28 protein-coding genes are annotated in these 26,526 nt (G+C 72.4%); 13 read left to right on the top strand and 15 right to left on the bottom strand.

The window, feature by feature from the left end; translation table 11 throughout:
• Positions 1-13: 13 nt before the first annotated feature.
• Genes FJQ56_RS02255 through FJQ56_RS02245 form a run of 3 tightly spaced genes read right to left on the bottom strand, consistent with a single transcriptional unit; the run spans position 14 to position 2,549 of the window.
• Positions 14-637 carry a Maf family protein gene (locus tag FJQ56_RS02255; protein WP_140007569.1) on the bottom strand — a complete coding sequence of 208 codons (624 nt, stop codon included), beginning with the start codon at positions 635-637 and terminating at the stop codon, positions 14-16.
• A gap of 56 nt (positions 638-693) precedes the next feature.
• Entirely contained in the window at positions 694-924 is a 231-nt protein-coding gene (locus FJQ56_RS02250) for an acyl-CoA carboxylase subunit epsilon (RefSeq protein WP_140007568.1), read from the bottom strand.
• Positions 921-2,549 carry an acyl-CoA carboxylase subunit beta gene (locus tag FJQ56_RS02245; protein ID WP_342776407.1) on the bottom strand — a complete coding sequence of 543 codons (1,629 nt, stop codon included), beginning with the start codon at positions 2,547-2,549 and terminating at the stop codon, positions 921-923. Before FJQ56_RS02245 ends, FJQ56_RS02250 begins: the two co-directional genes overlap by 4 nt.
• Before the next feature lie 60 nt (positions 2,550-2,609).
• Here FJQ56_RS02245 and FJQ56_RS02240 point away from each other — a divergent pair, with 60 nt between their 5' ends.
• The 7 genes from FJQ56_RS02240 (at position 2,610) to FJQ56_RS02210 (ending at position 8,915) form a co-directional block, all read left to right on the top strand.
• Complete coding sequence (locus FJQ56_RS02240) at positions 2,610-3,422, top strand: biotin--[acetyl-CoA-carboxylase] ligase (RefSeq protein ID WP_246083951.1); 813 nt, start codon at positions 2,610-2,612, stop codon at positions 3,420-3,422.
• Positions 3,423-4,101: 679 nt separating this feature from the next.
• On the top strand, positions 4,102-4,626 hold the full coding sequence (locus tag FJQ56_RS02235) for a PH domain-containing protein (protein ID WP_140007567.1): 525 nt from the start codon (positions 4,102-4,104) through the stop codon (positions 4,624-4,626).
• Positions 4,627-4,700: 74 nt separating this feature from the next.
• Positions 4,701-5,636 (top strand): adenylate/guanylate cyclase domain-containing protein, encoded by a 936-nt coding sequence (locus FJQ56_RS02230; RefSeq protein WP_246083950.1) that lies wholly within the window; start codon positions 4,701-4,703, stop codon positions 5,634-5,636.
• Between the two features lie 104 nt (positions 5,637-5,740).
• Complete coding sequence (locus tag FJQ56_RS02225) at positions 5,741-6,058, top strand: winged helix-turn-helix domain-containing protein (RefSeq protein ID WP_140007565.1); 318 nt, start codon at positions 5,741-5,743, stop codon at positions 6,056-6,058.
• A gap of 20 nt (positions 6,059-6,078) precedes the next feature.
• Complete coding sequence (locus FJQ56_RS02220; RefSeq protein ID WP_140007564.1) at positions 6,079-7,236, top strand: 5-(carboxyamino)imidazole ribonucleotide synthase; 1,158 nt, start codon at positions 6,079-6,081, stop codon at positions 7,234-7,236.
• 4 nt (positions 7,237-7,240) lie between these two features.
• Complete coding sequence (purE, locus tag FJQ56_RS02215; RefSeq protein ID WP_140007563.1) at positions 7,241-7,765, top strand: 5-(carboxyamino)imidazole ribonucleotide mutase; 525 nt, start codon at positions 7,241-7,243, stop codon at positions 7,763-7,765.
• Positions 7,743-8,915, top strand: coding sequence for a heparan-alpha-glucosaminide N-acetyltransferase domain-containing protein (locus tag FJQ56_RS02210; RefSeq protein WP_170215230.1), 1,173 nt, complete (start codon positions 7,743-7,745; stop codon positions 8,913-8,915). Before purE ends, FJQ56_RS02210 begins: the two co-directional genes overlap by 23 nt.
• Here the strand turns inward: FJQ56_RS02210 and FJQ56_RS02205 are convergent.
• Complete coding sequence (locus FJQ56_RS02205) at positions 8,905-9,828, bottom strand: TauD/TfdA dioxygenase family protein (protein WP_140007561.1); 924 nt, start codon at positions 9,826-9,828, stop codon at positions 8,905-8,907. The genes FJQ56_RS02210 and FJQ56_RS02205 overlap by 11 nt on opposite strands.
• A gap of 161 nt (positions 9,829-9,989) precedes the next feature.
• Between FJQ56_RS02205 and FJQ56_RS02200 the strand changes: the two genes are divergently transcribed.
• Positions 9,990-11,189, top strand: coding sequence for an acyltransferase family protein (locus tag FJQ56_RS02200; RefSeq protein ID WP_170215229.1), 1,200 nt, complete (start codon positions 9,990-9,992; stop codon positions 11,187-11,189).
• 456 nt (positions 11,190-11,645) lie between these two features.
• Here FJQ56_RS02200 and FJQ56_RS02195 read toward each other — a convergent pair whose 3' ends face one another.
• The 7 genes from FJQ56_RS02195 to FJQ56_RS02165 form a co-directional block, all read right to left on the bottom strand.
• Positions 11,646-12,323: a response regulator gene (locus FJQ56_RS02195; RefSeq protein ID WP_140007559.1), complete on the bottom strand. Its 678-nt coding sequence runs from the start codon at positions 12,321-12,323 to the stop codon at positions 11,646-11,648.
• Positions 12,320-13,546, bottom strand: a complete 1,227-nt coding sequence (locus FJQ56_RS02190; RefSeq protein ID WP_170215228.1) for a sensor histidine kinase — start codon at positions 13,544-13,546, stop codon at positions 12,320-12,322. The genes FJQ56_RS02195 and FJQ56_RS02190 overlap by 4 nt, the downstream gene beginning before the upstream one ends.
• Before the next feature lie 33 nt (positions 13,547-13,579).
• Positions 13,580-14,560 carry a D-alanine--D-alanine ligase family protein gene (locus tag FJQ56_RS02185; RefSeq protein WP_140007557.1) on the bottom strand — a complete coding sequence of 327 codons (981 nt, stop codon included), beginning with the start codon at positions 14,558-14,560 and terminating at the stop codon, positions 13,580-13,582.
• Entirely contained in the window at positions 14,557-15,663 is a 1,107-nt protein-coding gene (alr, locus tag FJQ56_RS02180; RefSeq protein ID WP_140007556.1) for an alanine racemase, read from the bottom strand. The genes FJQ56_RS02185 and alr overlap by 4 nt, the downstream gene beginning before the upstream one ends.
• Positions 15,660-16,280 carry a M15 family metallopeptidase gene (locus FJQ56_RS02175; protein WP_246083949.1) on the bottom strand — a complete coding sequence of 207 codons (621 nt, stop codon included), beginning with the start codon at positions 16,278-16,280 and terminating at the stop codon, positions 15,660-15,662. Before FJQ56_RS02175 ends, alr begins: the two co-directional genes overlap by 4 nt.
• Before the next feature lie 75 nt (positions 16,281-16,355).
• Positions 16,356-16,778 carry an alternative ribosome rescue aminoacyl-tRNA hydrolase ArfB gene (arfB, locus tag FJQ56_RS02170; protein ID WP_140007555.1) on the bottom strand — a complete coding sequence of 141 codons (423 nt, stop codon included), beginning with the start codon at positions 16,776-16,778 and terminating at the stop codon, positions 16,356-16,358.
• A 7-nt stretch (positions 16,779-16,785) separates the two neighbouring features.
• Positions 16,786-17,232: a CoA-binding protein gene (locus FJQ56_RS02165; protein WP_246083948.1), complete on the bottom strand. Its 447-nt coding sequence runs from the start codon at positions 17,230-17,232 to the stop codon at positions 16,786-16,788.
• A gap of 220 nt (positions 17,233-17,452) precedes the next feature.
• Between FJQ56_RS02165 and FJQ56_RS02160 the strand changes: the two genes are divergently transcribed.
• Positions 17,453-18,226: a sigma-70 family RNA polymerase sigma factor gene (locus tag FJQ56_RS02160; protein WP_140007554.1), complete on the top strand. Its 774-nt coding sequence runs from the start codon at positions 17,453-17,455 to the stop codon at positions 18,224-18,226.
• Between the two features lie 33 nt (positions 18,227-18,259).
• On the opposite strand, the gene FJQ56_RS02155 is transcribed toward FJQ56_RS02160, so the two are convergent.
• Both FJQ56_RS02155 and FJQ56_RS02150 read right to left on the bottom strand, forming a co-directional pair.
• Positions 18,260-19,147 carry a crotonase/enoyl-CoA hydratase family protein gene (locus FJQ56_RS02155; protein WP_140007553.1) on the bottom strand — a complete coding sequence of 296 codons (888 nt, stop codon included), beginning with the start codon at positions 19,145-19,147 and terminating at the stop codon, positions 18,260-18,262.
• Between the two features lie 22 nt (positions 19,148-19,169).
• Positions 19,170-20,429, bottom strand: a complete 1,260-nt coding sequence (locus FJQ56_RS02150) for an LCP family protein (protein WP_140007552.1) — start codon at positions 20,427-20,429, stop codon at positions 19,170-19,172.
• A 181-nt stretch (positions 20,430-20,610) separates the two neighbouring features.
• Here FJQ56_RS02150 and FJQ56_RS02145 point away from each other — a divergent pair, with 181 nt between their 5' ends.
• Together FJQ56_RS02145 and FJQ56_RS02140 are read left to right on the top strand one after the other, a co-directional pair.
• The gene (locus FJQ56_RS02145) at positions 20,611-22,080 is read left to right on the top strand and encodes an LCP family protein (RefSeq protein WP_140007551.1); all 1,470 of its coding nucleotides are present in this window, start codon (positions 20,611-20,613) and stop codon (positions 22,078-22,080) included.
• 85 nt (positions 22,081-22,165) lie between these two features.
• Positions 22,166-22,705 carry a Uma2 family endonuclease gene (locus FJQ56_RS02140; RefSeq protein ID WP_246083947.1) on the top strand — a complete coding sequence of 180 codons (540 nt, stop codon included), beginning with the start codon at positions 22,166-22,168 and terminating at the stop codon, positions 22,703-22,705.
• On the opposite strand, the gene FJQ56_RS02135 is transcribed toward FJQ56_RS02140, so the two are convergent.
• Together FJQ56_RS02135 and FJQ56_RS02130 are read right to left on the bottom strand one after the other, a co-directional pair.
• Positions 22,698-23,480, bottom strand: coding sequence for an inositol monophosphatase family protein (locus tag FJQ56_RS02135; RefSeq protein WP_140007549.1), 783 nt, complete (start codon positions 23,478-23,480; stop codon positions 22,698-22,700). The two genes, FJQ56_RS02140 and FJQ56_RS02135, sit on opposite strands and share 8 nt — an antisense overlap.
• A 47-nt stretch (positions 23,481-23,527) precedes the next feature.
• Complete coding sequence (locus FJQ56_RS02130; protein ID WP_140007548.1) at positions 23,528-24,598, bottom strand: phosphatase PAP2 family protein; 1,071 nt, start codon at positions 24,596-24,598, stop codon at positions 23,528-23,530.
• Positions 24,599-24,723: 125 nt separating this feature from the next.
• Between FJQ56_RS02130 and FJQ56_RS02125 the strand changes: the two genes are divergently transcribed.
• Positions 24,724-25,668: an ABC transporter permease gene (locus FJQ56_RS02125; RefSeq protein WP_246083946.1), complete on the top strand. Its 945-nt coding sequence runs from the start codon at positions 24,724-24,726 to the stop codon at positions 25,666-25,668.
• Positions 25,669-25,671: 3 nt separating this feature from the next.
• On the top strand, positions 25,672-26,448 hold the full coding sequence (locus FJQ56_RS02120; protein WP_140007547.1) for an ABC transporter ATP-binding protein: 777 nt from the start codon (positions 25,672-25,674) through the stop codon (positions 26,446-26,448).
• The last annotated feature ends 78 nt before the right edge of the window (positions 26,449-26,526 follow it).

Raw genomic sequence — 26,526 nt, 5'->3', positions numbered from 1 at the left:
GTAGGGCGTGTCGCTAGCCCTGCCGGGCGCTCGCGGCCCACAGGTCGGTCCAGGCGTGGCCGAGGTCGGCCACGAGCGTGCGCAGCAGTGGCAGGCTCACCCCGACCACGTTGTGGAAGTCGCCCTCGATCGCGGTCACGAACGCGCCGCCGAGCCCGTCGACGGTGAACGCGCCCGCCACGTGCAGCGGCTCGCCGGTGGCGACGTACGCCGAGATCTCGGCGTCGGTGACATCGGCGAAGCGGACCGTGGTCGAGGCGGTCGCCGAGACGACCCGGCCGGAGGAGGTGTCGCGGAGGCTGTGACCGGTGCGCAGCACACCGGAGCGTCCGCGCATCGCGCGCCACCGCGAGACCGCGTCGGCGGCGTCGTCGGGCTTGCCGAGCGCCACGCCGTCGAGGTCGAGCACCGAGTCGCACCCCAGCACCAGGGCGCCGTCGGGCACCTCGCTGCGGTCGAGCACGGCGGCGCACTTGAGCTCGGCCAGCGCCAGCGCCAGCTCGGCGGGCGGGACCCCCGCGACCTGCGACTCGTCGACCCCCGAGACGACGACGAGCGGGTCGAGGCCGGCGCTGCGCAGGGTCTGCAGGCGGGCGGGGGAGGCGGAGGCGAGGACGAAGATCGGCACGGGTCCCATTCTCGCCCGGTGGCCCGCGACCGGTCCCCAGCCGGGGCCCGGGTTCGGGGTCGGGGTCAGCCGGGCAGCGAGCTGGACCGCCAGCCGCCGGCGCCGTGGGACAGCGGACGGCGTACGTGACGGTGCGGCGCCCCCCACTGGGCCCGGGGACGCCGGGTCGGCGCCTCGTCGCCGCCCAGGCCGGCGAACACCGCGACCACCGCGGCGATCTCCTCGGGCGTCGCGTCGGCGTTGACGATGCGCAGCGTCGGGCGCGGGTCGTCCGACGGGGGTGGCTGACCGGTCACAACGGGATGTTCCCGTGCTTCTTGGGCGGCAGGGTCGCGCGCTTGGAGCGCAGCAGGCGCAGCGCCTTGATGATCTCGGCGCGCGTCTCCTGGGGGCTGATGACGGCGTCGACGTAGCCGCGCTCGGCCGCGATGTAGGGGTTGGCCAGCGTGGTCTCGTACTCGTCGATCAGCTCGGCGCGCCGGGCCTCGACCTGCTCGGGGGTCCCGCCGTCGGCCTCGACCTGCTTGAGGGTCTTGCGGTGCACGATGTTGACGGCGCCCTGGGCGCCGATGACGGCGATCTGGGCCGTGGGCCAGGCGAGGTTGATGTCGGCGCCGAGGTGCTTGGAGCCCATCACGTCGTAGGCGCCGCCGTAGGCCTTGCGGGTGATCACGGTGACCAGCGGGACGGTGGCCTCGGCGTAGGCGTAGATCAGCTTGGCGCCGCGGCGGATGATGCCGTTCCACTCCTGGTCGGTGCCGGGCAGGAAGCCGGGCACGTCGACGAACGTGAGCACGGGGATGTTGAAGGCGTCGCAGAACCGGACGAACCGGGCGGCCTTCTCGGAGGCGTCGATGTCGAGGGTGCCGGCGAACTGCATCGGCTGGTTGGCCACGACGCCCACCGGGCGACCCTCGACGCGGCCGAAGCCGGTGATGATGTTGGGCGCGAAGAGCTCGGAGACCTCGAGCAGGTCCTGGTCGTCGAGCACCGCGGTGATCACGTCGCGCATGTCGTAGGGCTGGTTGGCGCTGTCGGGGATCAGGGTGTCGAGCGAGCGGTCGAGGTCGGTGACGGCCAGGTCGGTCTCGTCGTCGAGGACGACGGCCTCGTCGAGGTTGTTCTGCGGCAGGTGCGAGAGCAGCGCCTTGACGTAGTCGACCGCGTCGGCCTCGTCGGCGGCCAGGTAGTGGGCGTTGCCGGACTTGGTGTTGTGGGTGCGCGCGCCGCCGAGGTCCTCCATCGAGACGTCCTCGCCGGTGACGGTCTTGATGACGTCGGGCCCGGTGATGAACATCGCCGAGGTCTGGTCGACCATGACGGTGAAGTCGGTGACCGCGGGGGAGTAGACGTGACCGCCGGCGCAGTTGCCCATGATCATGGAGATCTGGGGGATGACGCCCGAGGCGTGCACGTTGCGGCGGAAGATCTCGCCGTAGAGGCCGAGCGAGACGACGCCCTCCTGGATGCGGGCGCCGGCGCCCTCGTTGATGCCGATGATCGGGCAGCCAACCTTCATCGCCAGGTCCATGACCTTGACGATCTTCTCGCCGTAGACCTCGCCCAGGGAGCCGCCGAAGACGCTGAAGTCCTGGCTGAACACGCACGTCTGGCGGCCGTCGATGGTGCCGTAGCCGGTGATCACGCCGTCGCCGTAGGGACGGGTCCTCTCCAGCCCGAACGCTGTGGAGCGGTGGCGGGCCAGCTCGTCGAGCTCCACAAAGGAGCCCTCGTCGAAGAGCAGCTCGATGCGCTCGCGGGCCGACAGCCGGCCCTTCGCGTGCTGCTTCTCGATCGCCGCCTGGGAGCCGGCGTGGATGGCCGCGTCGATCCGGCGCTCGTGGTCCGCGAGCTTGCCCGCGGTCGTGTGGAGGTCGAGATCGTCCGGGACCTCGATGCCGACTCCTGGCTGTGCGCTCACGGCTCTCCTGAACTGAGGGGGTGCTTGGACTGGGAGGTTCGGTAGGACAGGCTAGACCTCGTGACCACGGACTCGGCCGCACGCCCACCGCTCGACAAGGCCCGCCTCGGCAGCGGCAACCCCGAGCTCATGCCCGACCTCACCGTCGAGGTGGTCGACTCCCTCGGGTCCACCAACGCCGAGGTGATCCGTCGCGCGCTCGAGGGCGCACCCGACGGGCTCGTCGTCGTCGCCGACCACCAGACCGGGGGCCGGGGCCGGCTCGACCGCACGTGGGAGTCACCCGCCGGCACCTCGGTCACCTTCTCCATCCTGCTGCGCCCCACGACGCCCACCCGCGCCTGGCCGTGGCTGCCGCTGCTCACCGGGTACGCCATCGACAAGGCCATCCGCGCCTCCGGTCTCGAGGCGGGCGTGAAGTGGCCCAACGACGTCCTGGTCGGTGACAAGAAGGTCGCCGGCATCCTCGTCGAGCGCGTCGAGACCCCCCAGGGCCCCGCCGCCGTCGTCGGCGTCGGCATCAACGTCTCCCTCACCGCCGACGAGCTCCCGGTGCCTACCGCCACCTCCCTCGAGCTCGAGCTCGGCCGACCCGTCGACCGCACCGACGTCCTGGTCGAGAGCCTCAACGCCATCCGCGAGGCCGTCGACGCCTGGGAGCTCGGGGGCGACGACAGCGGCATGCGCCTGCACTCGTCGTACGCTGCCGCCTGCGTCACCGTCGGCCAGGACGTCCGCGTCGACCTCCCCGACGGCTCGGTCCTCGAGGGCCGCGCCACCGAGATCGACCCCGCCGGCCAGCTCGTCGTCGAGTCCGACGGCAGGCGGACCTTCGTCTCGGCCGGTGACGTCGTCCACGTGCGGGCCGTCTGAGCGCACGTCGGCTCCCCACGTCGGTCGAGGTGCGAAGCCGCCAGGCCCGACGTCGGTCGAGGTGCTAGGCGCGCTAGCGCCGAGCCTCGAGACCTCCGCAGGGGTACGCCGGTCAGCAGCGACGTCTTTCGTCCCTAGGTCTCACGTCGTCCGGGTCGGGCGGCGGCGCGTGAGCCACAGTTCTGGGGTCTGGGGGCGGGTGGGTTCGGTGGCTGGCGCACCGCTCACGTGGCGGGTGGCTCGACTGGAGAGATTCTCGTGAACCAGGTTCACGGGATTCTCTCCAGTCGCCAGAGACCTGGGTGTCGGGGTGTCCGCGCTGGACGAGGGCGCGGCGGAGCCCGCCCTTGTCTGCGCCGTCAACCATTCCGGGAGAGGCTCGCGGTCAAGGATCGCGTAGCGACCGCGTAGCGGCGGAGCGAAGCGACGTCCTTGACGGCGAGGACCGGAATGGTAGGCGCGCGGACACCCCGACCCCGTGAGACCCGCGCCGTCGAGAGCCCCGATCCAACGACACCGCGGTCGGGTCGGGTGCGTCGGCGGCGGGGGTCTCGAGGCTCAGGCCTGGCGGCCTTCGCACCTCGACCGACGTGGGCATTCACCTCGCGGCGGGTGGTTCCGAGACACCCCGACCGCCGGTTGCGTCCCGCGGACGCCGCGAAGGTGGAATGATCCCGGGGTGGCCATCTCCCAGAAGCTGCTCAACCCCGGCGAAGAGATCATGGTCAGCACCCGGACGCACGCCAAGGCGCTGCTGTTGCCGCTGCTGACGCTCGTGGTGCTGCTGGCGGTGGGGGTCGCGGCGCAGGTGCTCATCGACCTCGACGACGCCGACACCGAGCGCATCCTGGAGCTGATCATCTGGGGGGTCGTGCTGGTGCTGGTGCTGTGGCGGGTCGTGTGGCCGACCCTCGACTGGCTGATGGCGTCCTACACGATCACCAACCGCCGCCTCATCACCCGCAACGGCATCCTGACCCGCCGCGGTCACGACATCCCGCTGAGCCGGATCAGCGACGTGGCCTACGAGCGCGACCTCATCGACCGGATGCTGGGCTGCGGCACGCTGGTGATCAGTGACGCGAGCACCAACGGCCAGGTGCTGATCTACGACATCCCGCACGTCGAGGAGACCCAGCGCGACCTCAACCAGCTGCTGCACAAGCTCCACGGCGGCGAGACCCAGAGCGCCGAGGGCCACTGATCGACGAGCCTGCCGACCCCACCCCGCGGGCGTGGGGCGACCCCAACGAGATCGTCGAGGCGATCCTGCGCGAGGTGCCGTCGTACTCCGCCTCGCAGGTGGCCCGCGAGGCCGGGATCACCCTCGGTGAGGCACGCCGGCTGTGGCGCGCGCTGGGCTTCCCCGAGGCCGAGGGGGCGGCGGTCTACACCGCCTCCGACGTCGAGGCGATCCGCGCGCTGAGCGCCGCGATCGACACCGGGCTCCTCGACTTCGACCTCGCGATCACCATCACCCGGGCCCTGGGCCAGACGATGGCCCGGCTGGCCGACTGGGAGGTCGCGGCGCTGGTGCACCGCGTCGAGGAGCTCGAGCAGCAGTCCGCCGAGAACGGCGAGCAGGCCGCCGACCGTACGACGACCGCGCTGCGCATGCTCGACGACCTAAGCGACGGCTTCGAGGCGATGATGATCTACGCCTGGCGCCGTCACCTGGCGGCCGCGGTGTCGCGCATCGTGGCGCTGGGGGAGGCCGACGACCTGCACACCACGCAGCTCACCGTCGGGTTCGCCGACATCGTCAGCTTCACCGCGCTGAGCAACGAGATCTCGCGCGAGCGGATCGGCGACCTCGTCGAGCTGTTCGAGTCGCGGTGCGCCGACGTGGTCGCCGCGCAGCGCGGCCGGGTGATCAAGAGCATCGGAGACTCGATCCTCTTCGTCAACGACGACCCGATCCGGGCCTACGACACCGCCGAGGGGATCATCAACGTCATCGGCCGCGACAGCCGGATGCCCGACGTACGTCTGGGCCTGGCCAGCGGCAACGTGGTGATGCGCCTGGGCGACGTCTTCGGCCCCCCGGTCAACCTCGCCGCGCGGCTGACCGCCGTCGCCCGCCGCAACCGGATCATCATCGACGCCGCCACCGCCGAGCTGCTGCCGAGCGACCAGTTCGAGACCCGCCGGCTGCCCGAGCGGCCGGTCCGCGGGTTCGGCCTGGTCGAGCCCGTCGCCGTACGACGGCACTGACGGGTCACCGACGGGGCACCGACGGCACCGACCGGTCTAGATCACCCGGCCCGGTTTTGGCCGAACGGGTGTGCGCGGCGGGCTGCGTTCCTACGTTGGGGACCGTGCACGAGGTGCAGGGAGTGCGGGTCGACCCCGTCGACCGCCGGGTCTGGGTCGACGGTGACGAGGTCACGTTCTCGCGCAAGGAGTTCGACCTGCTCCTCGCCCTGATCTCGCGCGCCGGCGAGGTCGTCTCCCGCGAGGACCTGATGCGCGATGTCTGGCACACCACCTTCTGGACGTCGTCGAAGACGATCGACGTGCACCTGGGGTGGGTCCGCCGCAAGCTCCACGACGACAGCCGGCGTCCCCACCTCATCACCACCCTGCGCGGGCGCGGTCTGCGCTTCGAGACCGAGGCGCCCGTGAGGGCCACGTGACCTCTCACTAGTCTCGTCCCGTGACCTCTGCTCCGCTCGTCGCGGTCGTCGGGGGCGGACAGCTCGCCCGGATGATGGCCGAGCCGGCCGCCGCGCTGGCCGTCCCGCTCCGCCTGCTCGCCGAGGCCGAGGGGGTCTCGGCCGCCCAGGTGATCGTCGACCAGCTCGTCGGCGACCACACCGACCTCGCCGACCTGCGCGCGGTCACCGCCGGCGCGGCCGTGGTCACCTTCGACCACGAGCACGTCCCGACCGAGCACCTGCACGCCCTCGAGGCCGACGGCGTGGCCGTCCGCCCGGGCCCCAGCGCGCTCGTGCACGCCCAGGACAAGGGCGTCATGCGCGAGCGGCTCGCCGAGCTCGGCCTGCCGTGCCCGCGCAACGCCATCGTCGCCTCACCGGCCGACGTCGAGGCCTTCGGGCTCCCGTGCGTCCTGAAGATCACCCGCCTCGGGTACGACGGCAAGGGAGTCTGGTTCGTCCGCTCGGCCGCCGACGTGGCCGAGCCGCTGCGTGTCGCCGCCGAGAAGGGCGTCCGACTGCTGGCCGAGGAGCTCGTCGACTTCCGCCGCGAGCTGTCGGCCCTGGTGGTGCGCTCGCCCAGCGGCCAGGCGGCGGCCTACCCGGTCGTGGCCTCGACGCAGGTCGACGGCATCTGTCACGAGGTCGTCGCCCCGGCGCCCGACCTCGACCCCGAGCTCGCCACCCAGGCCCAGCAGGTCGCGCTCACGATCGCCGGCGAGCTCGACGTGACGGGGGTGCTCGCGGTCGAGCTGTTCGAGACCCAGGACGGTCGGATCCTCGTCAACGAGCTCGCGATGCGACCCCACAACACCGGCCACTGGACCCAGGACGGCGCCGTCACCTCGCAGTTCGAGAACCACCTGCGCGCCGTGCTCGACCTGCCCCTCGGCTCGCCCGCGGCGCGCGCCTCGTGGACCGTGATGGTCAACATCCTCGGCGGGCCCGACCACCAGGTCGGCCGCCTCTACGACGGCTACCCGCACGCGATGGCCCGCGACCCCCACCTGCGGGTGCACCTCTACGGCAAGGACCTGCGCCCGGGCCGCAAGGTCGGCCACGTCAACGCCTACGGCGACGACCTCGACGACTGCCTGGAGCGCGCGCGGCACGCCGCCGCGTGGTTCCGTGGCGACCTCGGCAACGAAAGCGAGTGACGACATGAGCAGCGAGACCGGCCCCCGCGTGGGCATCGTGATGGGCAGCGACTCCGACTGGCCGGTGATGAAGCAGGCGGCCGAGGCACTCGCCGAGTTCGGCGTCGCCCACGAGGCCGACGTCGTCTCGGCGCACCGGATGCCCGAGGAGATGCTGGCCTACGGCAAGCAGGCCGCCGGTCGCGGTCTGTCGGTGATCATCGCCGGCGCCGGCGGTGCCGCCCACCTGCCCGGCATGCTCGCCGCCGTCACGCCGCTGCCGGTCATCGGGGTGCCGGTGGCGCTGAAGACCCTCGACGGCATGGACTCGCTGCTCTCGATCGTGCAGATGCCGGCCGGGGTGCCGGTCGCGACCGTCGCGATCGGCGGCGCCCGCAACGCCGGGCTGCTCGCCGTACGCATCCTGGCGGCGTCCGACCCCGCCCTGCAGGAGCAGATGGTGACCTTCCAGGCCGACCTCAAGAAGGCGGCACAGGACAAGGGAGCGGCCGTGCGCGGAGACACCGGTGGCCGCCGCCTCGGCTTCTGACAGCTCGACGAGGAGCCCCCGACTCGTCGGTCTCGACGTCGCGAGGTGCCTGGCGCTGCTGGGCATGATGGCCACCCACGTGCTCGACGGCCGGACGCCCGCGGGCGAGATCACCACGTCGCACTGGCTGGCCGGCGGCCGCGCCTCGGCGCTGTTCGCCGTGCTGGCCGGGGTGGCCCTGGCGCTCGTCTCCGGGCGGCGTACGCCGGTCCGGGGCCAGGTGCGGGTGCGCGTGAGCCTGGCGATCGCCGTACGGTCGCTCGCGATCGCGGTGCTGGGGCTGGCGCTGGGCCGGCTCGAGACCGGGATCGCGGTGATCCTCACCTACTACGCCGTGCTGTTCGTGCTGGGCCTGCCGTTCCTCGGGCTCACCTGGCGACCGCTCCTGGCGCTCGCGGCCGGGTGGGCGGTCGCCGCTCCCGTGGCGAGCCGGCTGCTGGTCCCGCACCTGCCCGTCCGCCAGTTCGCGAGCCCGGGGTTCGACCAGGTCGAGACGCCCTGGCCCCTGCTGTCCGAGCTGCTGTTCACCGGCTACTACCCGGCCGTGCCGTGGCTGACCTACCTCCTGCTCGGCCTGGCGATCGGGCGCCTCGACCTGCGCTCACGCCGGGTCGCGGCGGTGCTGGCGGCGGCGGGACTGGCCGTGGCGGTCGCCGCCGTCCTCGTCTCCGACGCCCTGACACGCAGCCGGTTCACCGTGCGCGAGCTCGACGAGATGGCCGGCGGGATGTACGGCCAGACCCCGACCGAGGGGCCGGGCTCGGGCTGGCGGTGGCTGACCGTCGTCGCGCCCCACTCCTCGACCCCGTTCGACCTGGCCCAGACCGCGGGCAGCGCGGCCCTGGTGATCGGGCTCTGCCTGCTGGTCGTCGACTGGCTCGGCGACCTCTCGGACCACGCCGAGCGCGCCGTGCAGGTGGCCTTCGGGGCCGGTGCGATGACGCTGACGCTCTACACGCTCCACGTGGTGATGAGGACCGAGCGGGTCTGGCCCGACGAGGTGCCGTCGTCGTACGTGTGGCACGTCGTGGTCGTGCTCTGGATCGGCAGCGTGTACGCCGCCCTGCGACGTCGAGGCCCGCTCGAGCGGCTGGTCGGCTGGCTACCGGCGCGGATCCGGTCGCAGTCCCGCGACGAGGTCAGGAGATGAGCTCGTCGAGGCGTGAGTAGGCCGTCGCGTCGCCCCGGACCACCCGGCTGCGACGCCCGTCGATCGCGACCGGCACGTCGCCGGCGACGGTGATCCGCCGCATCTCGCGGTAGTGGGTGTCGAAGTCGGCGACGGCGTAGTGCTGGGTGGCGCGGTTGTCCCACATGGCGACGTCGCCCGGCTCCCAGGTCCAGCGCACCGTGTTCTCCAGCTTGGTGATCCGGTTCTGCAGCAGGTGGAAGATCGCCGTCGACTCGCTCGTGCTGAGTCCGGTGAAGCCCTTGACGAAGTGGCCGAGCACGAACGCCCGCTCGCCGGTCTCGGGGTGCACCCGGACGACGGGGTGCTCCGTCTCGAAGACCTGCGAGGTGAAGTCGGCCCGGGTGTAGTGGGCGTCGGGCTCCTCGGACTCCTCGTCGAGCTGCGCGTAGTCGTAGCTGTTGGTGTGCACGGCCCACAGGTCGTCGACCAGGGCGCGCAGCGAGGTGGGCAGCGCCTCGTAGGCCGCGACGCAGTTGGCCCACACGGTGCTGCCGCCGTAGGGAGGCAGGGCGACGGCGCGCAGCACGCTGATCGCGGGGACCCGGTCGACGAAGGTCACGTCGGTGTGCCAGGCGTTGGCCGCCATGCCCTTGTCGGCGGTGACCTTGAGGACCCGGCCGGAGCCCGTGTCGACCGTCGGGTGGGCGGTGGTCAGCGGGCCCATCCGGGCCGCGAAGGCCTGGTGCTCGGCGTCGTCGAGGTGGTCCTGGCCGCGGAAGAAGACGACCTTGTGCCGCAGGAGGGCCGCGCGGACCGAGGCGACGGTGGCCTCGTCGAGGTCGCCACCCAGCCGGACGCCCTCGATGTGGGCGCCCACCCGGCCGCCGACCTGGCGGACCCGCAGGTCGGCACGGTCGAGGGTGCTGGTCATGGTTCCTCCCTCCTTGTGGAGACTAAGTTACGTGAAACACTACGCTTAAACGACTCCGGGGTTCACCCTGGTCGTCACCACGTGAGACCCGGTACCTGCGACCACGTCACCGGCACCTCGGACCGATCCCGGTGCGGTCCCCGCCCACCGAGGATCAGGGCGTGAACGAACGTCAACGGTGGGCCGACGTGGCCAAGGGTCTCTGCATCGTCCTGGTCGTGCTCTGGCACGTGACCCGCAAGGACTTCCTGCTGCTCCCGTGGGCGGGGGAGGGCCCGGTGACCGGAGGCTGGGGGACGCTGTCGGAGGTGCTGCTGCCCGTGCGGATGCCGCTGTTCTTCCTCATCTCCGGCCTGTTCGCGGTCGGCCGGCTCGCGCGCCCGTGGCGCCAGGTCTGGGTCGGGCGGGTGGCGCCGCTGCTCTACCTGTTCGTGCTCTGGACGCTGCTCCACACCCTGCTCCTGCAGCTGACGCCGGGCTTCGACACCGCCGTCGCCGGGTCGCCGGGCGAGCTGCTCGTGCAGCTGACGATCACCCCGGGCAACCTCTGGTACCTCCTGGCCCTGGCGTCGTACGTCGTCGTGGCGCGGGCCACGCGCCGGGCCCCGCACTGGGCCCTGGGCGTCGCGCTGCTGCTGAGCGCGGTCGCCGCGGCCGGGTGGGTGCCGACACCCGGCAACCGCTATGGGCTGCTCACCAACCTGGTGTGGTTCCTGCTCGGCACCCGGCTGCCCCACTTCACCCGCTGGGTCACCCGGCTCACCCGTCCGACCCGCGCCACGCTGGTCGCCGCAGTGGCTGCGTTCGCGGCCGGGGCGGCGCTGTGGCAGGTGCTGGGTGCCGACGAGTGGCTCGGCGTGCGCCCGGCACTCGGCGCGCTCGGTATCGCGGCCGGGCTCACCGTCGCCGCCACGCTGGCCCGGGTGCCGCGGCTCGGGTCGGCGCTCGCCGGCCTGGGACGCCGCACCCTGCCCGTCTACGTGCTGCACCTGCCGCTGGTCGCGCTGGTCCACCTCGGGTCGGTGCAGCTGGTGGGAGAGGGCTCGGCCCCGGCCCGGTCGCTGCCGCTGGCCGTGCTCTACCCGGCGGTGGTCACGGGCGTCGTGCTCGCCGTCTGCCTGGCGCTGCACGGCGGCGTGCGCCGGCTCGGCGGGACCTGGCTGTTCGAGGCCCCCTGGCTGCGGACCGCGACGAGGTCGTCGAGTCAGTCGCAGGCCTCGGCGTCGAAGGCCGCGCGGGTCACGACGGTGCCGTCGCGGACGATGACCTGGTCGGGGGACAGGGCAGCGAGGTCACGGCCCCGGAACGAGGTCTGGGTGACCTCGGCGTCGGCGTCGGAGCGGTCGGCCGACACGATGTAGAGCTCGGAGTCCTCGAGGTCGACCGACGCGGGCCCGTCCCAGGTCGGGGTGGGGGTGTCGAGGTCGAGGACGATCGTGCCGCGCTGCGGAGTGCTCGCGGACCAGGAGGCGATCGTCGGGTTGGGCTGATCCGGCTCCAGGCCGCCGCGGCCGCCCAGGAGGTCGATCGAGTCGACGTCGTCCCGGCACACCGTGACGAGCACGACGGCGCCGCCCTGGGCGTCGACGGTGACGCCGGCGCTCCCGATGATGTCGGTGGTGACGTCGTTGCCGCAGGCGGTGGCGGCGAGGCCGACGAGCAGGAGGGAGGGGACGAGGACGAGGCGCGGGGCACGCGGGATCGTGGGCATGTCCGGAGCCTGGTGGGCAGACGGTCGGCGCGCCTGAGTGCAGGGACTCACGTCGCGGTGTCGACGGTGTCGATGGTGCCGATTGTGCCGGGTGACGGCACCGGGTTCACGAGGAGACGAGCCCGTGCTCGTGGGCGTAGACCACGATCTGCACCCGGTCGCGCAGGGTCAGCTTGCGCAGGATCGCCCCCACGTGGGTCTTCACCGTGGACTCGGAGGCGAAGACGAGAGCGCCGATCTCGATGTTGGACAGCCCGCGCGCGACCGCGGCGAAGACCTCGCGCTCCTTGTCGGTCAGCTCGAGGTACGCCGTGGGCGTGGGCGTCGGCGCCACGAAGCTGCCGGCCATCAGCGCCGTGAGGTCGTCGGGCGCCAGGACGGCGTTGCCGGCGTGGACGGTGCGGATGGCGTCGCGCAGCTGCAGCGGGGTGGTGTCCTTGAGCAGGAAGCCGCTCGCGCCGTGGCGGATCGCCGTCGCGGCCCGGTCGTCGAGGTTGAACGTCGTCAGCACGATGACGCGGACCGGCGCCGCCCCGGTGGCCGCGCGGCGGGCCACCCGGTCGGGGGCGAGGAGCTGACGGGTCGCCTCGACGCCGTCCATCTCCGGCATCCGGATGTCCATGAGCACCACGTCGGGGGCGAGCTCGTCGACGAGCCGCACCGCCTCGACGCCGTCACCCGCCGTGCCCACGACCCCCATGCCCTCCTGGGCGTCGATGATGACCCGGACGCCCTCGCGGAAGAGGTCCTGGTCGTCGACCAGCAGCACCCTGATGTCGCTCATCTCGGGACCAACGGTATCCATGCCGTCACGGTGAACGTCGTGGTGTCGGGCTCCTCGCGGCGGCGTACGTCGAGGCGTCCGCCGACCGCCGCGAGACGCTGGCGCATGCCATCGAGGCCCGAGCCGCGCTCACCGACGGCGCTCGACGCGGAGTTGCGGACCTCGATGCGCAGCTCGTCGGACAGCGAGTCGTCGGGCCAGTGCCGCTCGACGAAGACCGGCTCCTCGCGGCGACCGTGCTTGACGGCGTTGGTGAGCATCTCCTGCAGCACCCGGTAGGCCGTCACCTCCAGCTCGGGGGGCAGCGGCCGGGCGGTGCCGAGCTCGCGGACCACGACCTCGTGACCGCCCGCGCGGACGCCGTCGACCAGGGTGTCGAGGGGGCGGGTGACGGTGGGCGCGTCGGGGGCGGAGAGCACCTGGCGCACGTCCTGCAGCGACGAGCGGGCCGAGCCCGCGATCGTCGCCATCGTCTGCTTGAGCCGGTCGGGGTCGTCGTCCGGGAGGTACTGCGCCGACTCGGCCTGGGCCAGGATCACGGCCAGGGAGTGCCCGACGACGTCGTGGACGTCGCGGGCCAGGCGGGCCTGCTCGTCGCGCAACCGGGCGATCTCGCGGGCCTGCTCGGTCTGCTGGACGGCCACCGCAGCCGAGTCCTCGGCCCGCACCTGCGAGATCCGCGACGCGCGGGCGCGATCGCCGAAGCGGAACGCGACCCCGAGCAGCCAGGGCGAGGCCAGGACCAGCACCAGGAAGACCGTGATGCCGGCCCGGGCGGAGGAGTTGCCGACGCGCTCGGCGGTGTCGAGCAGGGTCCGGATGTCGTCGTTGGACAACAGGGGGACGTACTCCTGCGTGATGGCGAGGTGGACCGCCAGGGCGGCCGCGAGCGGGACGGCCAGGGCAGCGGCGACGACCGTGACGACGTGACCCCACCGGGCGGCGGCGAAGACCACGACGAAGAACGCGACCTCGATCAGCATGATCTGGTTGTCGGTCGTGTACTGGACCAGGCCGATGCCGCCCGACAGGGCCAGCGCCGCCGCCGGCGCCCGGCGCGCCAGCCCGACGGCCACCGCCGTCGCGAGCACCAGGACGGCCAGGCCGCGGTCGTAGGCCCGGTCGACGATGGGGTCGGTGTTGAGCAGCTCGACCACGCCGAGGACCAGCACGACCAGCCCGAGGGAGACCGACGGGGCCCAGGCGCGCACCCGGTCGTTCACGGGTGCGGGACGGGGCGGGGACTCATGGTGCGGTCATCGTTCCATGCCCGGCGCCACGGCGTCGCGCACCAGCAGGTCGAGGAGGTCGGCGTAGGCGAGACCGGCTGCGGCGAACATCTTCGGGACCTGCGACTGCTCGGTGAAGCCCGGCATCGTGTTGACCTCGTTGAGCACCGGCCCGTCCTGGGTCCAGAAGAAGTCGACGCGGGCCACCCCGGCGCACCCCAGTGCGTCGAACACCGCGACCGCCGCGTCCTCGAGCGTCTTGGTGTCGGTCTCGTCGAGGGGCGCGGGGATCCGGAAGTCGGCGGTGCCGCCGTACTTCTCCTCGTAGCCGAACACGCCGTCCGACGCTGCCGTCACGATCTCGAGCGTCGGGGCCACGACCCGGCTGCCGTCGGGGCGCGCGAGCACGGCGACGTCGATCTCGCGGCCCACCACCACGTCCTCGACCAGGACCCGGTCGTCGAGCGCGAACGCCGCGGCCAGCGCGGCGTCGAGGTCCTCGGTGCGCGCCACCATCGAGACCCCGTGGCTGGACCCGGCCGCGACCGGCTTGACGACGACCGGGTGCGTCCAGGCGTACGCCGCCCGGGTGCCGGGCGTCAGCAGGACGCCGGGGGCCGTGGCGACACCGACCGCGGCGGCGACGAGCTTGGTCGTCCACTTGTCCATCGCCAGGGCGCCGGCACGCAGCCCGGACCCCACGTAGGGCAGTCCGGCCAGGTCGCACAGGGCGGCCAGCGTGCCGTCCTCGCCGTGGGGGCCGTGCACGACGGGGAGCACCACGTCGCAGCGCCGCAGCAGGCAGGCGGCACCGGTGAGTCCGACCGGCCGGCCGCCGACGTCGAGCCAGGTGCCGTGCGGGTCGATGGTGAGACGGACGACGTCGTAGCGCTCGCCGTCGGCGGCACCGGCCAGGGCGTCGGCGACCGAGGCGGCGCTGGCCAGCGACACCTCGTGCTCGCAGCTGGCTCCGCCGCCGATGACCGCGACGCGGGTACGCGCGGTCATCCGCGGGCCACCCGTGCGCCGATTCCGGTGACGATCTCGTGCTCGATGGTGTCGGCCCAGGCGGCCCACTCCGCGGCCGTCGGCTCGCCGTGGTGGCCGGGGCCGAAGACGGTCGCGACGGCCCCCGGCAGGACCGCGTCGTCGCCGAGGTCGACGACGACCTGGTCCATCGAGATCCGGCCGACGACCGCGCGGCGTCGTCCGGCCAGCCAGACCTGCGCGCGACCGCCGGTCGTCCGGGGGAGGCCGTCGGCGTACCCGAGGGGCAGCAGGGCGAGCGTCGTGGCGCGGTCGGCGCGCCAGGCGTGCCCGTAGCCGACCGAGGTGCCGGCGGCCACGCGCCGGGTGCCGACGACGGGCGCGGTCAGCGTGAGCGCGGGGGACAGGCGGGTCGTGCCGCTCGGGTCGATGCCCACGAGCCCGGCGCCGACACGGCTCATCGTGTGCAGCGACGCGGGGTCGGTCAGGGTCGCGGCCGTCGCGGCGAGGTGGCGCAGCGGCGGCCGCAGACCGGCCCCGCGGGCGACGCCGACGCCCCAGTCGAACGCCGTGCGGCCGGCAGCGTTGGCGGGATCGTCGGGCACGTCGGAGCACCCCAGGTGCCCCATCACGCCGACCACCCGCAGCACCCCGCTCCGCTCCGCCCGGCGAGCGGCCCGGCACAGCGCCGGCCACTCGTGCGGTGCGGCCCCGTCGCGGGCCATGCCGGTGTCGAGGTGGAGGTGCACGCGCGCCCCGATGCCGGCCCGGGTGACGGCCTCGAGGTGCGCCAGGCTCGGTACGGCGACGTCGACGCCCGCACCCACGGCCGCGACGAAGTCGGCGTCGACCGTGTTGAGCCAGCTCAGCACCGGCGCCCGCAGGCCCGCGGCCCGCAGTGCCAGCGCCTCGTCGATGCTGGTGACCCCGAGCCAGGAGGCGCCGTGCGCCAGTGCGGTCCGCGCGACGCCGACGGCGCCGTGGCCGAACCCGTCGGCCTTGACCACGGCCATGAGGGCGCCGGGCGTGCACGCCGAGAGCAGGCGGGTGTTGTTCGCGACCGCGCCGAGGTCGACCTCGAGGCGGGCCCCGGCGGGGGCACGGGTGGCGAGCACCGCGGTCATCGCAGGGGACCGTAGAGCGCGTGGTCGGCGCCGGTCGACAGCGCCCAGTAGCGGTCGCCGTAGGACCAGTGCCACCACTCCGTGGGGTAGTTGACGAGCCCCGCGCCGCCCAGCGCGTGGGCCATCAGGTCACGGTGGGCTCGGGCGTCGGCCCCGATGCCGTCGGCGGCCGTCCAGCAGCGGCCGTCGCTCTGCTCGGGGGTCGCGTCGATCGGGGTGCCCAGGTCGAGGTCCTCCCCGCACGCGTCGACGAGGGTGAGGTCGACCGCCGCCCCGGCGACGTGGGGCGCCACCTCGAGCGGCGAGACGAACCGGCTGGTCAGCACCCGCAGGGACGCGTCGTCGATGCCGGGGTGCAGCGTCCGCAGCTCGGCCGAGTACGACGCCACGATGGCCTCCTGGTCGGCGGCGGAGCGATGGCCCTCGACGACCCGGAGGCCGATGCCCGCGGGCAGGCGGTCCGCGGCGCGGGCGAGCCGGTCGGCCAGACCACGTCGTACCGGCACGCGACCGGGGGAGAGGTAGCGCGGCAGCCGCACCAGAGGCTCGCCGGAGTCGAGCACCGGCACCGCGGCCACGCACGGGTCGGACAGGAGGAGGACGGTGTCGGTCAGCACAAGGAGGACGTTAGGAACCGGCGGGGCGGCGCGGCATCGGCCGCAAGTGCCGGTCGGCTGGCCCGAAGTACCGCCCTACTCGTCGCGGACGCGCCCGCGCAGCGACTTCGTCGTCCCGCGCTGCTTCTTGGCCTCCAGGCGACGTCGCTGCGAGCCCTTGGTGGGCTTGGTGGCCCGCCGCGGAGGCGGTGGGGGGAGCAGCGCGTCGCGCAGACGGGTGGCGAGCCGCTCGCGCGCGGCGACCCGGTTGCGGTGCTGCGAGCGGTGCTCCGAGGCGACGATCAGGACGGGCGAGCTCAGCCGGCCGACGACCCGCACCCGCTGGGCGTCGGTCAGGGCGATCGTGGTCATGACGTCGTACTCCAGCTCGACGCGGCTGTCGGTCGTGTTGACCGACTGGCCGCCCGGGCCGGACGAGCGGCTGAACCGCTCGACGAGCTCGACCGCGGGGATCACCACCCCGGGCCGCACCTCCAGGTCGTCACCGGGGCCCGCCACGCCGGCCTCAGCGCTTGCGCAACTCGATGGCGGGACAGGTGTCCATCACCATCGCGACGCCGGCGGCCCGGGTGCGTGCGAAGGCGGCCTCGTCGACGACCCCGAGCTGGAACCACACGCCGCGCGCGCCTATCGCGACGGCCTGGTCGGCGAACTCGCCCGCGGCCTCGGAGCGGCGGAAGACGTCGACGACGTCGACCGGGAACGGCACGTCGGACAGCCGCTGGTAGCCGGTCTCGCCGAGCACCTCGGCCCCGTCGGGGTTGATCGGGACGATCCGCTTGCCGCGGTGCTGGAGCAGGGCGGCGATGGAGTGGGCCGTGCGCCCGGTGTTGGTCGTCAGCCCGACCACGGCCCAGGTCTGGCAGTCGTCGAGCATCAACGAGACCGCGGCGGGGTCCTGCCAGCTCGCCGCCGCGCCGCTGGCGGGGGTGTTCGTCGGGTCGGTGGGCACATCTCCAGCGTAGTCAACGCATACCCGCGGCCCCGCCGGGTACGGCGAGCGTGGAGGCGCCGCCGGGATCCCCCCGTTCGGCGGCGCCTCCACCCCTTCCTCCCCGACCGCGACCCATGACGACCCGGCGTCCACAAGGCTGTTGTGCCGGGCCCGTGGGCCGTGTCAGCATGTGCGCCCCGCGGTGGTAGTCGCGGTCCAGCGCGGAAGGTCAGTCGACATGGGGTCGCATCGCACCACCAGTGAGGCGCGCCGCCGCGTCGACACCGCCCTGCTGCTCTCCCGCGCCCGGGCCAGTCGCGGCGAGGTCCGGGCCCGCTACGAGGAACAGGCCATCCAGGCCAACATGGTCGTCGCCTCCGAGGTCGCGCGTCGCTACCACGGTCGGGGCATCCCCGCCGAGGACATCGACCAGGTGGCCTACCTGGGACTCGTCAAGGCGGTGCGGGGCTTCGACCCGGCCCGCGGCGTCGACTTCCTGAGCTACGCCGTGCCGACGTTGCGCGGCGAGATCCGCCGCTACTTCCGCGACGCCGGCTGGGCGGTACGCCCGCCCCGGTCGGTCCAGGAGGTGCAGGCCCGGTTGGGCGAGGCCGAGGTCGAGCTGACCCAGCGGTGGGGACGCGGCCCACGCCCCAGCGAGCTCGCGGACCACCTCGACGTCCCGCTCAGGCTGGTCACCGACGCCCTGTCGGCCCACGGCTGCTTCAGCCCCGACTCGCTCGACGCACCGCGAGCCGGTGCCGAGACCGCCGAGGCGCCGATCGAGCGGATGGGCGACCTCGACCCCGCCTTCGCCAGCGCCGAGGCGCGCCTGGCCCTGGTGCCGCTGATGCGGTCCCTGCCCGCGCGGGACCGTCGCATCCTCGAGCTGCGCTACTTCGAGAACCGGACCCAGTCCGAGATCGGTGCTGAGGTCGGCGTCACCCAGGAGCAGGTGTCGCGCCTGATCAGCGGCATCCTGCGTCGGCTGCGCGCGTCGCTGGCCGCCTGACCCTCGCCGAGGGGTCGCCTGAGCGGGCCGGGCTCAGGACTCCGGGAGGATGCGGGGCGCCTGGGACGCCAGGCCGGTGAACCGGGGGGTGCGCTTCTCGCGGAACGCGGCCACCCCCTCCTTGCCGTCGCCGATCGAGGTGTGCCACATGGCGACGGAGTCGGCGAGGTGGGCGTCGAGCGGATGGTCGGCGGCGCTGTTGGCGTAGACGAGCTGCTTGGCCAGCGCGAGGGCGACGGGGGAGCGGTCGACCACGAACGAGCGCGCCAGCTCGAGCGCGGCCGGGAGCAGCTCGTCGGGCTCGTGGACCGAGCGCAGCAGCCGCCCGGCCAGGGCCTGCTCGGCGGTGAGGATGTCGGCGGCGTAGACCCACTCGAGGGCCTGCTGCACGCCCACGATGCGCGGCAGGAACCACGTCGAGGCGGCCTCGGGCACGATGCCGAGCCGACCGAAGACGAACCCGATGCGGGCCTTGGTCGAGGCGAGTCGGAGGTCCATCGCCAACGTCATCGTCGCGCCGATGCCGACGGCAGCGCCGTTGATCGCGGCGATGACCGGCTTGGGGAGCGCGTGGATGGCGAGGGTGACCTTGCCGCCGGTGTCGCGGACCCCGTCGTCGTACGCCGGGTCGGAGAGGTGGTCCCGCAGGGTCTCGGGGGTGACCTCGAGGGACTCGTCGAGCCCGAACACGTTGCCCGGCGCCGAGAGGTCCATGCCGGCGCAGAAGGCCCGGCCGGCCCCGGTCACCACGACGGCGCGCACGTCGTCGTCGAGCGCGTCGGTCGTGAAGACGCTCAGCAGCTCGCGCGCCATGGTGAGGTCGAAGGCGTTGAGCGCGTCGGGTCGGCTGAGGGTCAGGGTCGCGACGCCGTCGGCGTCGACCGACCAGTCCAGGGTCTCGTAGCTCGCAGCGGTGGCCATGGAGCCCATCCTCACCGGACGGTCAGGGCTTGACGCCGTTGGGGGTGCACTGGTCCTTGGTGATCTCGTCGGTCTTGTCGTCGATGATGGCCGCGAACATCGGGTCGGCGCGGTCGCGGTCCCACGTCTCGGCCGTGCCGTCGGTCACCGGCATGGTGCAGGTCAGGTTGTCGCCGCTCCCGGTCCTGGTCATCGCCAGCGCCCACCTGCTGGCGTCGAGGGCGCTGGTGCCCTCGCCGAAGGTGAAGAACGACGGGACCGCCTTGTTGAGCCGCCACCAGCGGACCGGGTTGGCCACCGACCACGGGGAGAGCACCTTCTTGCCGATCGCCCCGATGACCTCGCGCTGGCGGCGTACGCGCTCGAGGTCGCCCAGGGCCGACTTCTTGCGGGAGCGTGAGTAGGCCAGGGCGGTGGTGCCGTCGACCTCCTGGCACCCCTTGTAGATGTTGAGGCCCGCCTGGCCGTCCAGGAGCCGCTCCTTGGGGCAGACCTCGATGCCGCCGACCGCATCGACGACGTCGGCGACGCCGCCTAGCCCGATCTCGACGTACTTGTCGATGCGGATGCCGGTCTCGGCCTCGATGATCCTGGTCAGCAGCGGCGCACCGCCCCGGCTGAAGGCGCCGTTGATCTTGCCGGAGTAGAACGACTCGTCGATCCGGGTGTCGCGGGGGATCGACAGCAGCACGCTCGGCCCGCCGCCGGTGTGGAGCAGCATGATGGTGTCGGTCAGCACGGAGGTCACGTTGCCGGTGCGGTACTTCTTGCGCTCCGCGGCCGACAGGTTCTTGCGGGAGTCGCTGCCGACCAGCAGGTACGTCGTGCCGTCCTGCTCGGCGGGTCGGTCGCCCTGGGGTGCGTAGGCGACCTTCTCCGAGCTGCGCCAGGTGATGAACGGGACCGCCACGATGTAGGTCGCCCACAGCAGGAGCAGCACCAGGGCCATCCGCAGGTAGAACCCCGGGCGGCGCAGCCGGCGCGCCCAGAAGCCGCCGCCTCCCCGACCCGGCTGCTGGGGTGGCTGATGAGGCGGCTGCGGCTGGGGCTGCTCGTACGGCTGCTGGTACGGCGCCGGGGCCGGCACGGGTGGGCGCGGCTCGACGCCGGCGCCCTGGGGAGCAGGACGCGGCTCGGTCCGCCGCGGCTGCGTGGGACGCGGCTGCACCGGGATGCGACGGGTGGCCTCGGGCGCCGGCTCGTCGCCGGCACCGGGCCGGCCGTAGAGCCAGCCGAACTCAGGACCCTCGTCGGGTCCGCCGTTGCCGGGACGATCGCTCATGACGCGTGACGCTACCGCCCGAGGCGTGGGAACCCGGGGACCCGGTCGTGCCCGACGGCCGGGGGGACCGACCAATCCGGGCAATCCACCCCGGGCGGCGCGTCATGCCCGATGTGGCGCGTGTGACTGGTGATACTGAGCCGCAGTCTGCTTCCTTCCCCAGCAGAGAGCTCTTCCCCTGATGTCTTCGCTGTCCAGTCCGTCCAGCCCGTCCGGCCTCGGTCGACCCTCGGGCGCCCCCGCCACCCCCCTGGCCGATCGTGCCGCCCAGGTGCGCTTTCGCCGCGCCCTGTCGCTGATGGCCATGACGCTCGTCGCGCCGGGCACGGCCCAGCTGGTCGCCGGCAACCGCAGGGTCGGGCTGGTGGCGTTCCGCACCTATCTCGGTCTCCTGGCGATCGGCGCGGTGACCGTGGTCATGATCGCCTTCGACCACGGGCTCGCGCTCGACCTGGCGGTCAACACGACCCTGCTGTTCTGGCTCAACATCGTCCTGATGGCCGTGGCGATCGGCTGGGCGTACCTCTTCGTCGACGCCTGGCGGATCGGGCAGCCGCAGAGCTACTCGATGAGCCACCGTCGGCTGTCGGTCGGCCTCAACGGCGTCCTGGCGCTCGGTGTCGCGGGGGTGCTGCTGTTCAGCGCCCACATCGTCGCGGTGCAGCGCGGCTTCATCGTGGCCGTGTCCGGGGACGGCGAGGCGACCTCGGCCACCCACGGCCGCTACAACGTGCTGCTGATCGGCGGCGACTCCGGCGACGACCGGTTCGGGCTGCGCACCGACTCGATGACGGTCGCCTCGATCGACGAGGAGACCGGCAAGACGGTCCTGGTCGGCCTGCCGCGCAACATGGCGAACTTCCCGTTCCGCAAGGGCTCGGTGATGGCCGAGCAGTTCCCCGACGGCTTCGACTGCGACGGGTGCATGCTCAACGGTGTCAGCACCTGGGCGCAGGACAACACCAAGCTGTTCGGTGACATCAAGGACCCCGGGATGGACGCCACGATCTCCGCGATCGAGGGCATCACCGACCTCACCATCAACTACTGGGTCATGGTCAACCTCGACGGCTTCCGCGGCCTGGTCGACGCGGTCGGCGGCGTGACCCTCGACGTCCGCGAGCCGCTCAACATCGGCAACGCCCACGACGGCGTCGTCAACACCCTGCCCGCCGGCAAGCGCCGGCTCAACGGCTACCAGACCCTCTGGTACGCCCGGTCCCGCGAGGGGTCCGACGACTACTCGCGGATGGCCCGGCAGAAGTGCGTGATGAGCGCCATGCTGGCCCAGGTCAGCCCGGCCTCGGCGGTGAGGAACTTCGCCTCCATCGCCAAGGCGACCTCCGACATGGTCCAGACGAGCATCCCGGCCTCGGAGTTCGACACGTTCCTCGACCTGGGCATGAAGGCCAAGAGCCAGAAGATCGGCTCGATCTCGTTGGTGCCACCGGCCATCGTCACCGCCCACCCCGACATCGCCAAGGTGCGCCAGATGGTCCGCAACGCCATCGACCGCTCCGAGGGCAAGGCGAAGGCCCCGGCCAAGCGCAAGAGGTCCGCGTCGAGCACCTCGATGACGGGCGGCTCGCGGGGGACCCTCAAGGAGGGCTACGCCGCCAACGACTCCGAGGACGTCGCCAGCGCCTGCTGAGCAGGGCCCTGTTGATGACGCCGGCAGCCATGCGTCGTCCGGTGCACCCTGGTCCGCATGACGAGCAGGGGGCACCATGGAGACCATGACCACGCTGCCGCGCGGACGTGAGTTCACCCGCGCCGACCTCGACGCGATGCCCGACGACGGCAACCGCTACGAGCTCATCGACGGGGCGATCGTCGTGACGCCGTCGCCCCGTCTGCCGCACCAGGGCGCGGTCGGCGAGCTGTACCTGGCACTGCGAGCCGCCTGTCCCGAGACGATGCGGGTCTACGTCGCCCCGCTCGACGTCGTGCTCGGCGAGCGCACGGTCGTGCAGCCCGACCTGCTGGTCACCACCGCCGCCCAGGCATCCGGCGACGACCACGAGGGCGTCCCGCTGCTCGCGGTCGAGGTCCTCTCGCCCAGCACCCGCCACATCGACCTCGGGCTCAAGCGCAGCCGGTTCGAGGTGGCCGGGGTGGCGTCCTACTGGGTGGTCGACCCGGCCGCGCCGTCAGTCGTGGCCTGGGACCTCGTCGACGGCGGCTACGTCGAGAGCGGTCGGGCCTCGGGCGCCGAGGCACTGGTGCTGAGCCACCCGTTCCCGGTCACGCTGGTGCCGTCGGCCCTGGTCAGGTGACGTCCCAGCCCCGGTCGATGACGTCGTACGTCGCCTCGTCGGCCGCCGCGACGAGCCAGCGATCGGCGGTCCGTCGGGGGTCGTAGTCGTCGCCTCCGTGGTGGCGCAGCGCCCCGCCCGCCTCGGTCAGCAGCAGCTGCCCGGGGGCGTGGTCCCACGGCTTGGTGGACTTGTAGAGCAGGGCGTCGCACCGGCCCTCGACCAGGCGCGGGTAGTCGATGCCGCACGAGACCCACGTCAGCGACAGCACACCGACCGCGGCGTGCCGCCGACCGACCCACGACCGACGCGAGGTCCGCACGTCCCACGAGGCCGGCTCGCCCGTGGGTGGGGTGGTGGACAGTCGCTGCCCGTTGCAGAACGCGCCGGCGCCGCGCTCGGCGACGTACATCAGTGCGTGCTGCGGCTGCCAGATCCAGGACCGCACGACCTCACCACCGCGCAGCTCGGCCGCCATCACGGCGTGGTCGGGGGAGCCGTGCACGAAGTTGCGGGTGCCGTCGACCGGGTCGACCGTGAAGGCGTGCTCGGCGGCGGCGTAACGCTCCAGGACCGAGGGATCGCCTGCGGAGGCCTCCTCGCCCAGGACCACCGCGTCGGGGTAGGCCGAGGTCAGCGCGTCGGTGATCAGGACCTCGGCCTCGCGGTCGGCCACGGTGACCAGGTCACCGGGGTTCTTCTCGCTCACCTGGTCGGCCGACAGGCTCCGGAACCGCGGTGTCACGACCTCGGCGGCCACGTCCTGGAGCAGTGTGGTGATCGCGTCGGTGTCCACACGACCACCCTAGGGGCGGCCCCGGACGGGCCCGTCGTCAGGCCGCGTCAGGCGTCGACGAGCTCGTCACTCTCCTGCGCGAGCCTGGGTCGCAGGCCCACGTGGTTGCCGGTGGCCAGGGCCGCGGCCCAGACCGTCACCGAGCCGACGGCTGCGCCGGCGAGGACGTCGACGAAGTAGTGCCAGCCGAGGTAGATGGTGGCCAGGACGGTCAGGCCGAGGAAGACCCAGGACACGACGCGGATCCAGCGGGCAAGCCCGACGTACTGGACGATGAGGCAGATCGTCACCATGATCCCGACGTGCAGCGACGGGAACGCCGCGATCGTCTGCAGGGTGCCCGAGCCGAACACGTCGCCCAGCACGGTGACGCGGTCGTCCCACAGCGAGTCGGCCAGGTCGGTGTTGTAGGTGTGGGGGAGGTCGGCGAACTGGCCGCGCTGCGCGGCGGTGTAGATCGGACCGGTCGACGGCACCATCAGGTAGACCGCGGCGCCGAGCATCCAGTCGAAGGCCACGGCGGTGACGTACCACGAGCCCGCGGTGGTACGACGGGTCCAGACCAGGGCGATGGCGATGCTGATCGGCACGAGCCCGATCCACACGAAGTAGACGCCGGAGAAGAACTGGGCGGCCCACCCCGTGCCGAACAGGTGGTGCAGCACGACCGCCGGGTCGTGGCCGAACCACAGGAACCGGTCGAGGTGGCGCAGCTCGGTGTCCCAGTTGTGGCTGTTGACGAACGGCACGAAGCTCTTGAGGTTGCGGAAGGTCGCGTAGGTGAGGTACCAGGCACCGACCCCGCCGAGGGCGTAGAGGCAGTGGGCGCGGGTCCAGCGCTCGCGCAGCACCGCGGCGAAGGTCGAGCCGTAGTCGGAGAGCCGACCACGCGCCCGGGCGACCACGCGGGGGACGACGTCGAGGGCGACGGCACCGAGCACGATGGCCGGGAAGCGGATATAGCCCGGGATCAGGCTGTCGGGGTCGCGGATCGGCAGCTCGGCGACGACCGAGAACATCACGGTGGCGGCGGCCATCACCAGGCCGGCCGCCCAGGCGTAGCCGAAGTTGCGCTCCAGCGCGCCACGCAGGCCGCGGTGCGGTCGAGATTCCTCCATGAGAGCCAGCGTAAAGCCGGATTCGGCCGAAATCGGTATCCGCGCGTGCTATCCACGCGTGATGTGATGCGGTCGGCGCGCGGCGGTTTCCAGCCCGCGCCCACCGATCCGTAGACTCAGCGATCGTGTCTGCCGCAACCGAAGGTCTGGGCTCCCGCGTCGTTGCCGACGCGGACGCCGGCCTGCCCGAGTTCGGCCACGCGACGTTCGACCCGTCCCACCTGCCGCCGCTGCGGCCGCCGTCCGACGTCACCGGGCTGAAGGCGGCGTTCGAGCGCCGCTACATCCTCAAGCTCCTGGTCCAGCGCGAGATCAAGGCCCGCTACCAGCGCTCGATCCTGGGCCTGCTGTGGTCCTACATCAACCCGCTGTCGCAGTTCTGCATCTACTTCTTCATCATGGGCACGATCTTCGGCCTGCACAAAGCGATCCCCAACTTCGCCATCCACATCTTCTCGGGCATCGTGATCGTGCACTTCTTCACCGAGACCATGGGCGCCGGCACCCGCTCGATCGTGCGCAACGGCGGCATCGTCAAGAAGATGGCCATGCCGCGGGAGATGTTCCCGGTGGCGACGATGTTGACCTCCCTCTACCACGTGGGGCCGCAGGTCGTGATCCTCGCGGTCGTGTCGGCGCTGGCCGGCTGGAGGCCCGACCTCTACGGGGTGGCCGCCTTCGTCCTCGCCCTGCTGATCATCATGATCCTCGGCCTCGGCATCGCGCTGCTCCTCAGCGCGGCCAACGTGTTCTTCGCCGACGTCGGCAACGCCGTCAGCATCGTGCAGAACCTGATCCGCTTCGTCGTCCCGATGATCTACAGCTACACCCAGGTGCAGGACCGCTTCGGTCCGGTCGCCCCCTACTACGTCTGGAACCCCATCGCCGACGCCGTGATGCTCTCGCAGCGCGCCTTCTGGATCGGCACCATCGACGGCGACACGAGTGCGCTGCTGCCGGACCACCTGCTGCTCGTGGGCCTCGGTGCGGTCGGGATCAGCCTCGTGGTGCTCGCCATCGGGCAGGTGGTGTTCTCCCGGCTCGAGAACAAGATCCCCGAGAGGCTCTGAGTCGTGGCCGACGCCATCCGTGTCGAGAACGTCTCGAAGACGTTCACCCGGCGCTACCAGCGCACCATCAAGCAGATCACCGTCGCGAAGGTGCGGCGGCAGCGCACGGTCGAGACCTTCCAGGCCGTCGACGACGTCTCGTTCACCGTCGAGCAGGGCGAGTCGATCGGGCTGATGGGCCTCAACGGCTCCGGCAAGAGCACCATGCTCAAGATGATCAACGGCGTGATGAAGCCCGACGACGGCTCGATCCTCGTCCGCGGCCGCATCGCCGGGCTGATCGCCACCGGCGCGGGGTTCCACACCCAGCTCTCCGGGCGCGACAACATCATCCTGAACGCGGCGATCCTCGGCATGACCGAGAAGGAGACCCGCCGCAAGTTCGACGCCATCGTCGACTTCGCCGGACCCAGCGTCGAGAAGCAGCTCGACCAGCAGGTCGGTCACTACTCGTCCGGGCAGGCCGCCCGCCTGGGCTTCGCCATCGCGATCCACGTCGACTCCGACATCTTCCTGGCCGACGAGGTGCTCGCGGTGGGGGACAAGCCCTTCCGGGCCAAGTGCATGGAACGCATGGAGGCGATCCGCGACAGCGGGCGCACCCTCTTCTACGTCTCGCACTCCGCAGGGTCGGTGCGTCGCATGTGCAGCCGCGTCCTGGTCCTCGAGGACGGCAAGCTCGTCTTCGACGGGGAGCCCAAGGCGGGCATCAAGCGACTGGGCTACGACAAGGGCGAGAAGGACGAGGTCCTCGAGGACGAGATCGGCGCCGACATCTAGGACGCTCGGTCGGGTTGGGCGTGTCGGCTGCGGGGGTCTCGAGGCTCAGGCCTAGCGGCCTTCGCACCTCGATCGACG

It is taken from the genome of Nocardioides plantarum, from assembly GCF_006346395.1.
In the GTDB taxonomy this organism is placed as follows: Bacteria; Actinomycetota; Actinomycetes; order Propionibacteriales; family Nocardioidaceae; genus Nocardioides; species Nocardioides plantarum.
The sequence above is the reverse complement of the archived record's forward strand: the minus strand, read 5'-3'. Positions and strand labels throughout refer to the sequence as shown.